The organism is Pseudomonas sp. 05N434 (assembly GCF_056396965.1).
In genome coordinates this window covers 1-8352 of sequence record NZ_JBFTMK010000182.1, presented here as the reverse complement: position 1 = coordinate 8352, position 8352 = coordinate 1, and the positions used below count along the sequence as shown (strand labels likewise).

The window sequence follows — 8352 nt, the reverse complement described above, 5'->3', positions numbered from 1 at the left end:
TTCCTGCCGAATCGCTGGTGCTGGAAGACGTCGCCAGTCCTGTTGCGAAGAAGAACGAAATCCTGCTGGACGTGCACGCGGCCGGGGTGAATTTCCCGGACACGCTGATCATCGAGGGCAAATACCAGTTCAAACCGCCCTTCCCGTTTTCACCGGGTGGCGAAGCGGCTGGCGTGGTCAGCGCGGTGGGGGAAAAGGTCAGCCACCTCAAGGTCGGTGACCGGGTCATGGCCCTGACTGGCTGGGGCAGTTTCGCCGAGCAGGTCGCGGTGCCGGGCTACAACGTGCTGCCGATCCCGCCATCGATGGACTTCAACACTGCCGCCGCTTTCAGCATGACCTACGGCACTTCGATGCACGCCCTCAAGCAACGAGGCAACCTGCAACCCGGCGAAACCTTGCTGGTGCTCGGCGCGTCCGGCGGCGTCGGCCTCGCCGCCGTGGAAATCGGCAAAGCCATGGGCGCCCGGGTGATCGCCGCCGCGAGCAGTGCGGAAAAACTCGCGGTGGCCAAAGCCGCCGGCGCCGATGAGCTGATCAACTACAGCGAAACCAGCCTCAAGGACGAAATCAAACGCCTGACCGACGGCCAGGGCGCCGACGTGATCTACGACCCGGTGGGCGGGGACCTGTTCGACCAGGCCATCCGCGCCATCGCCTGGAACGGTCGTCTTCTGGTGGTCGGTTTCGCCAGTGGACGTATCCCCGAACTGCCAGTGAACCTGGCACTGCTCAAAGGTGCTGCAGTGGTCGGCGTGTTCTGGGGCTCGTTTGCCCAGCGCCAACCACAGGACAACGCGGCGAACTTCCAGCAGTTGTTTCACTGGTTCGCCGAAGGCAAATTGAAGCCGCTGGTGTCGCAGGTGTATCCACTGAGCAATGCGGCGCAGGCGATCAATGATCTTGGCCAGCGCAAGGCGGTCGGAAAGGTGGTCGTGCAGGTTCGTTGATCGTTTTCAAGCCAGGTCGCAGCCTGCGACCTGGCTCCGTCATCCCTGTACCGACTCTCATTTATACCTGAGCGACATGTTCATAAAGGAACATGCAATCTCCAACATTTCCGCTGTTTTGCCGATGCGAACCGGTGCTATTTTCGGTAACGAAACTGTAACATTCGCATCCGCAGTCAAAACAAGAAATCTGGAGCTCTTGAATGTTTGCTTTCTTTCGTCCTGCCGCACATCAGGCTCCATTGCCTGAAGAAAAAATAGACAGCACCTACCGACGCCTTCGCTGGCAGATCTTCGCCGGGATTTTCATTGGCTATGCCGGTTACTACCTGCTGCGCAAGAACTTCACCCTGGCGTTCCCGGACCTGATCGCCCAAGGCTATACAAAAGGCCAACTGGGTGTGGCGATGTCGGCGATTGCAATCGCCTACGGCCTGTCCAAGTTTCTGATGGGCATCGTGTCCGACCGCTCCAACCCGCGTTACTTCCTGCCCTTTGGCCTGGTGGTGTCCGCCGCGGTGATGTTCGTTTTCGGTTTCGCACCTTGGGCCACCTCCAGCGTGACCATGATGTTCATCCTGCTGTTCATCAACGGCTGGGCGCAAGGCATGGGCTGGCCGCCGAGCGGGCGAACCATGGTGCATTGGTGGTCACAGAAAGAGCGTGGCGGCGTGGTTTCGGTCTGGAACACCGCGCATAACGTTGGCGGTGGCTTGATCGGCCCGCTGGCGATTCTCGGCATGGGCTGGTTCAACGACTGGCACAGCAAGTTCTACGTACCGGCTGCCGTGGCGCTGTTGGTCGCCGTGTTTGCCTTCATCGTGATGCGCGATACTCCGCAGTCGACGGGCCTGCCGCCGATTGAGAAGTACAAAAACGATTACCCGGAAGGCTACGACGCCAGTCACGAAGAGGAATTCAGCGCCAAGGACATCTTCGTCAAATACGTGCTGCGCAACAAAATGCTCTGGTTCATCGCACTGGCTAACGTTTTCGTCTACCTGCTGCGCTACGGCATTCTGGACTGGGCGCCGACCTACCTCAAAGAGGTCAAGCACTTCGACTTCGACAAGACCTCGTGGGCTTACTTCCTGTACGAGTGGGCGGGCATTCCCGGCACGCTGCTGTGCGGCTGGATGTCGGACAAGATCTTCCGTGGCAACCGTGGCCTGACCGGCATGGTGTTCATGGCGTTGGTGACCGTTGCGACGATCGTGTATTGGCTGAATCCACCGGGCAATCCGATGATCGACATGATCTCGCTGTTCGCCATCGGCTTCCTGATCTACGGCCCGGTGATGCTGGTCGGCCTGCAGGCGCTGGAACTGGTGCCGAAGAAGGCCGCGGGTACGGCGGCAGGCTTTACCGGCCTGTTCGGTTACTTGGGTGGTTCCGTCGCGGCCAGTGCCATGATGGGCTACACCGTGGACTATTTCGGCTGGAATGGCGGCTTCATTCTGTTGGTCGTTGCCTGCCTGCTGGCGATGGCGTTCCTGGCACCCACCCTGGGCCACAAAAACGTCGCCAGTCAGGGCCGCGAAGCGCTCGCCTGATCTGCCTTTGATTTACAGCGCTTGAGCCGCGCCTCCAGATTCCGGTCTGGCATGGCGTGGCTACGCAGGGCGTGGGCGGTCTGCTCGACATACTCGCGAGTAGTGCCATAGCGCCCGCAAGCGTTCTCGAATACTTGGCTCAGCACGTGATCCGGCAAGTTGCCGGCATAGCTGGGCAGGTGCCGCTCCAATACAAATCCCAATGCCTGAACCTGGTTTCCGTTTTCAAGACGGCAGTTGAGCCAGTGTGGACGATAGGAAGGGAATGGCATCTCGCGCTGCCAGAGTGCATAAAGTGAAGCCTCGAGTTGTTCTTCGGGCAAACGATAGGCGAACCCGCTGCACGAACCACCGCGATCCAGGCCAAATACCAGCCCCGGCACTTCCGGCGTGCCGCGATGCTCGTGGGACCACAGGTACAAACCGCGATGGTAGCCATGCACCCGGCCGCGCACCCGCTCAACCGCCGCACATTCAGGCCGCCAGATCAGCGAACCATACGCGAATAACCAGACCGGCCCACCCTTGTGGCGCGCCATGGTCGACTGCATCGAACTGAGCAATTGTTCGTGTGTAAGCTGCGGCCCCAGATCGAGCCGCGGAGGGTAAGCCAGATTCAAAAAAGCAGATTCAATGGCGCTCATGGCAATAAAATTTTGGCCCAGCAATTATTACAAAATATAAACAACTTTCACTTCATAGAACATATAGCAGTAATACTAAAACGAAAAGTACTAAGCGCCCTATGACCTTGCGCCCCCTATAAAAAATCCAATACTGAAGCTGGAGGGCTTGGCGATATACCCTAATATCATTTAAGAGAATTCTTAAATACCAGAACGAAATATACATAAGCATTCGGCGCGTCTAGGATAAAGCTCACCTAGGAGAAAATGCCTACAAACCCTTCGGATTTACCGCCTACCCATTGCAGCTTTACGTCGCGTATAACGGCCACCCAAAGACGCAAACCAAACTGCCTCAAAGGCCTGAACAATGAAAACACCATGGATTTACGGGTTACTTCTAATGCTCACGGCGCAGCACTCGCTGGCCGAGGACACCTCTGCGAAAGACACCGGCTCCTGGTATTTGCAGGCCAGCGTCTATACCAGACACTTCTCCCCCGACTCCGACCACAATAACAATCAGGACCTCATCGGTCTTGAGCGCGAGCAAGCGTCCGGTTGGTTGTTTGGTGGCGCAACTTTTCGCAACTCGTTCAGCCAGCGTTCATATTATGCGTATGCGGGCAAACGCTACGAGAGTGCTGACTATCCCGTGTACATAAAACTCACCGGTGGTCTGTTGCAAGGTTATAGCGGCAAGTCTCAGGACAAGATCCCTCTGAATCACTTCGGGGTCGCGCCGGTGATCATTCCTTCAGTCGGGGCACACTACGGACCATTGGCAGCCGAGCTGGTGTTGCTCGGCTTCAATGCCGCCATGGTGACAACCGGGGTGCGCTTCTAGAACGGTTCACGCACCTATGATCGCGGGGCGTAAGCAAATACATCGGCACGCATTTGATGGGCATCCATCCCCGCTTCGACCAAAGCATCGAGCGTGCCATAGACCATGGCTGGAGAGCCGCTGGCATAGACGTGCAGTGCTTTCAGATCAGGGAAATCTTCACACACCGCCTCATGCAACATGCCGCAACGCCCCTGCCAACCACATTGATCGCTGACGACTTTATGCAGGAACAGATTGGGCAGCTTCAGCCATTCATCCCAATGTTCGATCTCATAAAAGTCTTCGGGACGACGTACGCCCCAATACAGGTGCACCGGATGCTTGAAGCCCGTGGCGCGGCAATGTTCGATCAGGCTGTGAATCTGGCCCATGCCGGTACCGGCAGCAATCAGTACGAGAGGACCGTTCGGCAGTTCCGCCAGATGGGTGTCGCCGAACGGCATCTCGATCCGCACCATCGGGTTGCGCTGGAGCTGTTCGATCAGGCTCAGCGCGCTGCTTTCGCGCGCCAGCACATGAATTTCCAGGTCGCGGCCGGAATGCGGTGCAGAGGCCAGGGAAAAAGCGGATTTCTCGCCACTCTCACGCTCGATCATCAGGTACTGGCCGGCGTGATAGCGCGGCGGCTTGCCCGCTGGCGCACGCAGACGCACGCGCCAGGTATCGCCACCGACGTCCCTGCATTCAATGACCTGACACGACACGCTGCGCACCGGCAGTTCTCCCAGCGCGAGCACGCCATCCCACAACACGATGCAGTCTTCCAGCGGCTCTGCAATGCAAGTGTAGAACTCGCCATGGTCGCGCACATCGCCAGCCTGTTCGACCCGCCCTTCCACCAGCAATGCGCCGCACACATGGCAATTGCCGTTACGACAGCTTTGCGGGCATTCATAGCCCAGGCGCCGCGCGCCATCGAGAATCCGCTCGCCGGGCAGAATCTCAAGCACTGCTCCGGAGGGCTGCAAGGTTACACGCATCAATCTATTCCTAACTGATTCCAGATGGCATCGATCCGTTGGGTAACGGCTTCATCCTTGACGATGACCCGGCCCCACTCACGGGTGGTTTCGCCTGGCCATTTATGCGTGGCATCGAGCCCCATCTTCGAACCCAGGCCGGAGACCGGCGAGGCGAAGTCCAGGTAGTCGATCGGCGTGTTATCGATCATCACCGTGTCGCGCTTGGGGTCCATGCGCGTGGTAATGGCCCAGATCACGTCGTTCCAGTCCCGTGCGTTGATATCGTCGTCGGTGACGATAACGAACTTGGTGTACATGAACTGTCGCAAAAACGACCAGACACCGAGCATTACCCGCTTGGCGTGACCGGGATACGACTTCTTCATGGTCACGATGGCCATGCGGTACGAGCAGCCTTCGGGTGGCAGGTAGAAGTCTGTGATCTCCGGGAATTGCTTCTGCAGGATCGGTACGAACACTTCGTTCAGCGCCACACCGAGAATCGCCGGCTCATCCGGCGGACGGCCGGTGTAGGTGCTGTGGTAGATCGGCTTGATCCGATGGGTGATGCGCTCGACGGTGAACACCGGGAAGCTGTCGACTTCGTTGTAGTAGCCGGTGTGGTCGCCGTACGGACCTTCATCGGCCATTTCGCCCGGATGAATCACGCCTTCGAGGATGATTTCGGCCGTGGCCGGTACTTGCAGGTCGTTGCCGCGGCATTTCACCAGTTCGGTGCGATTGCCCCGCAGCAGACCGGCGAAAGCGTATTCGGAGAGGCTGTCCGGCACCGGCGTCACGGCGCCAAGAATGGTGGCCGGGTCAGCGCCCAGCGCCACGGACACCGGGAACGGCTGGCCGGGGTGTTTTTCGCACCATTCGCGGTAATCCAGCGCGCCGCCACGGTGGCTTAACCAGCGCATGATCACCTTGTTGCGACCGATCACCTGTTGACGGTAAATGYCGAGGTTCTGGCGATCCTTGTTCGGACCTTTGGTGACAGTCAGGCCCCAGGTGATCAGCGGGCCGACATCGCCTGGCCAGCAGGTCTGCACCGGCAACATCGCGAGGTCGACATCGTCGCCTTCGATGACCACTTCCTGGCACACCGCGTCCTTGACGACTTTCGGCGCCATCGAGATGATCTTGCGAAAGATCGGCAGCTTGGACCAGGCGTCCTTCAAACCTTTCGGCGGCTCGGGCTCCTTGAGGAACGCCAGCAACTTGCCGATTTCGCGCAACTCGCTCACCGCCTCTGCGCCCATGCCCAGCGCCACGCGCTCAGGCGTACCGAACAGATTGCCGAGCACAGGGATGTCATAACCCGTGGGCTTTTCGAAAAGCAGGGCCGGGCCTTTGGCGCGCAATGTGCGGTCGCAGACCTCGGTCATTTCGAGCACTGGGGACACCGGAACCTGGATGCGCTTGAGTTCGCCGCGCTGTTCCAGACCGCTGATAAAGTCGCGCAAGTCGCGATACTGCATGCGTGAGCCTCGTTTTGGCCGTGGCGTTCGGGGGTGGCAGTTTAGCGCCGAACCCCTCAGTTCAGAACCACGAACTGCCGTTGATCAAAAATCAGATAGCAAAAAGCCGGGTTTCCCCGGCTTTTTGGCCTGTTCGATTTACTTGCGTTTCATCGACAGGAAGAACTCGTCGTTGGTCTTGGTCTGTTTCAGCTTGTCGACCAGGAACTCGATGGCAGAGACTTCATCCATCGGGTGCAGCAGTTTGCGTAGGATCCACATACGCTGCAGTTCGTCGTCGRCTGTCAGCAACTCTTCGCGGCGAGTACCGGAGCGGTTGATGTTGATGGCCGGGAACACACGTTTTTCGGCGATCTTGCGATCCAGAGGCAGTTCCATGTTGCCGGTGCCTTTGAATTCTTCGTAGATCACTTCGTCCATCTTCGAACCGGTTTCAACCAGCGCGGTAGCGATGATGGTCAACGAGCCGCCTTCTTCGATGTTCCGTGCAGCACCGAAGAAACGTTTCGGTTTCTCCAGGGCGTGGGCATYGACACCACCGGTSAGSACCTTGCCGGAGCTCGGGATCACGGTGTTGTAGGCACGYGCCAGACGRGTGATGGAGTCGAGCAGRATSACCACGTCCTTCTTGTGCTCGACCAGACGCTTGGCCTTCTCGATCACCATTTCAGCAACCTGCACGTGGCGGGTTGGCGGCTCGTCGAACGTCGAGGCAACCACTTCGCCGCGCACGGTGCGCTGCATTTCGGTCACTTCTTCCGGACGCTCGTCGATCAACAGCACGATCAGGTGAACTTCAGGATTGTTACGCGCGATGTTTGCCGCGATGTTCTGCAGCATGATCGTTTTACCGGCTTTCGGCGGAGCAACGATCAGGCCGCGCTGGCCTTTGCCGATCGGGGCGCACAGGTCGATGACACGACCGGTCAAGTCTTCGGTGGAACCGTTACCGGCTTCCATCTTCATGCGCACGGTCGGGAACAGCGGGGTCAGGTTCTCGAAGAGAATCTTGTTTTTCGCGTTCTCGGGACGATCGTAGTTGATCGTGTCGACCTTGAGCAGCGCGAAATACCGCTCGCCTTCCTTCGGAGGACGGATCTTGCCAACGATGGTGTCACCGGTGCGCAAGTTGAAGCGACGGATCTGGCTCGGCGAGACGTAGATATCGTCCGGGCCGGCGAGATAGGAAGCGTCAGCGGAGCGCAGGAAGCCGAAGCCGTCCTGGAGAATCTCCAGCACGCCATCACCGGAGATTTCCTCGCCGCTTTTAGCGTGCTTTTTGAGCAGGGAGAAAATCACGTCCTGCTTGCGCGAACGGGCCATATTTTCTATGCCCATCTGTTCGGCCAATTCGAGCAGTTCGGTAATCGGCTTTTGCTTGAGTTCAGTCAGATTCATATAGGAATGACGTAATCATTTATGGAGGGGGGAAATTAAGCTTTTGGCTTAATGAGGCCGCGCCGCAGAGAAGGCGACAGGATCGCGTACTTATTCGAAAAGGAGTGCGTCGGCGACGGCTAGCAGGGGGCAGTGGAGAAACCAGTGCGGGGCCGAATGTACCACCTGAGTTTCGGAGCGTCTAGCCCTCAATAACGAAAAGGCCCCGCATAATGCGGGGCCTTTTCATGACGCTTTATAACAACGCTTAGATGTTGGCGTCGAGGAAAGCGGCCAATTGCGACTTCGACAGCGCACCGACCTTGGTGGCTTCGACGTTGCCGTTCTTGAACAGCATCAGCGTCGGGATACCACGCACGCCATGCTTGGCCGGGGTTTCCTGGTTCTCGTCGATGTTCAGTTTGGCAACGGTCAGCTTGCCTTTGTAGGTCTCGGCAATTTCGTCCAGGACAGGAGCGATCATTTTGCAAGGGCCGCACCACTCAGCCCAGTAGTCGACCAGTACAGCGCCTTCGGCCTTGAGTACGTC

8 protein-coding genes are annotated in these 8352 nt (G+C 58.2%); 3 read left to right on the top strand and 5 right to left on the bottom strand.

Annotation, left to right across the window (positions count from 1 at the left end):
• On the top strand, positions 1 to 950 hold a 950-nt coding region (locus AC1DLB_RS13785), incomplete at its 5' end, for an NADPH:quinone oxidoreductase family protein (RefSeq protein ID WP_477785134.1).
• 203 nt (positions 951 to 1153) lie between these two features.
• Complete coding sequence (gene glpT / locus AC1DLB_RS13780) at positions 1154 to 2503, top strand: glycerol-3-phosphate transporter (RefSeq protein WP_018927575.1); 1350 nt, start codon at positions 1154 to 1156, stop codon at positions 2501 to 2503.
• On the opposite strand, the gene AC1DLB_RS13775 is transcribed toward glpT, so the two are convergent.
• Positions 2479 to 3147, bottom strand: a complete 669-nt coding sequence (locus tag AC1DLB_RS13775; protein WP_018927574.1) for a gamma-glutamylcyclotransferase — start codon at positions 3145 to 3147, stop codon at positions 2479 to 2481. The genes glpT and AC1DLB_RS13775 overlap by 25 nt on opposite strands.
• A gap of 385 nt (positions 3148 to 3532) precedes the next feature.
• On the opposite strand from AC1DLB_RS13775, the gene AC1DLB_RS13770 reads away from it, so the two are divergent.
• Entirely contained in the window at positions 3533 to 3976 is a 444-nt protein-coding gene (locus AC1DLB_RS13770; protein WP_019580529.1) for a hypothetical protein, read from the top strand.
• Positions 3977 to 3990: 14 nt separating this feature from the next.
• Here the strand turns inward: AC1DLB_RS13770 and AC1DLB_RS13765 are convergent, their stop codons facing one another.
• The 4 genes from AC1DLB_RS13765 to trxA form a co-directional block, all read right to left on the bottom strand.
• Positions 3991 to 4959, bottom strand: coding sequence for a CDP-6-deoxy-delta-3,4-glucoseen reductase (locus AC1DLB_RS13765; RefSeq protein WP_018927572.1), 969 nt, complete (start codon positions 4957 to 4959; stop codon positions 3991 to 3993).
• Positions 4959 to 6425, bottom strand: a complete 1467-nt coding sequence (ubiD, locus tag AC1DLB_RS13760; protein WP_477785133.1) for a 4-hydroxy-3-polyprenylbenzoate decarboxylase — start codon at positions 6423 to 6425, stop codon at positions 4959 to 4961. Before ubiD ends, AC1DLB_RS13765 begins: the two co-directional genes overlap by 1 nt.
• A gap of 138 nt (positions 6426 to 6563) precedes the next feature.
• Complete coding sequence (rho, locus tag AC1DLB_RS13755; protein WP_477785132.1) at positions 6564 to 7823, bottom strand: transcription termination factor Rho; 1260 nt, start codon at positions 7821 to 7823, stop codon at positions 6564 to 6566.
• Positions 7824 to 8070: 247 nt separating this feature from the next.
• Positions 8071 to 8352, bottom strand: a 282-nt coding sequence (gene trxA / locus AC1DLB_RS13750) for a thioredoxin TrxA (RefSeq protein WP_477785131.1), incomplete at its 5' end; no start/stop codon positions are given.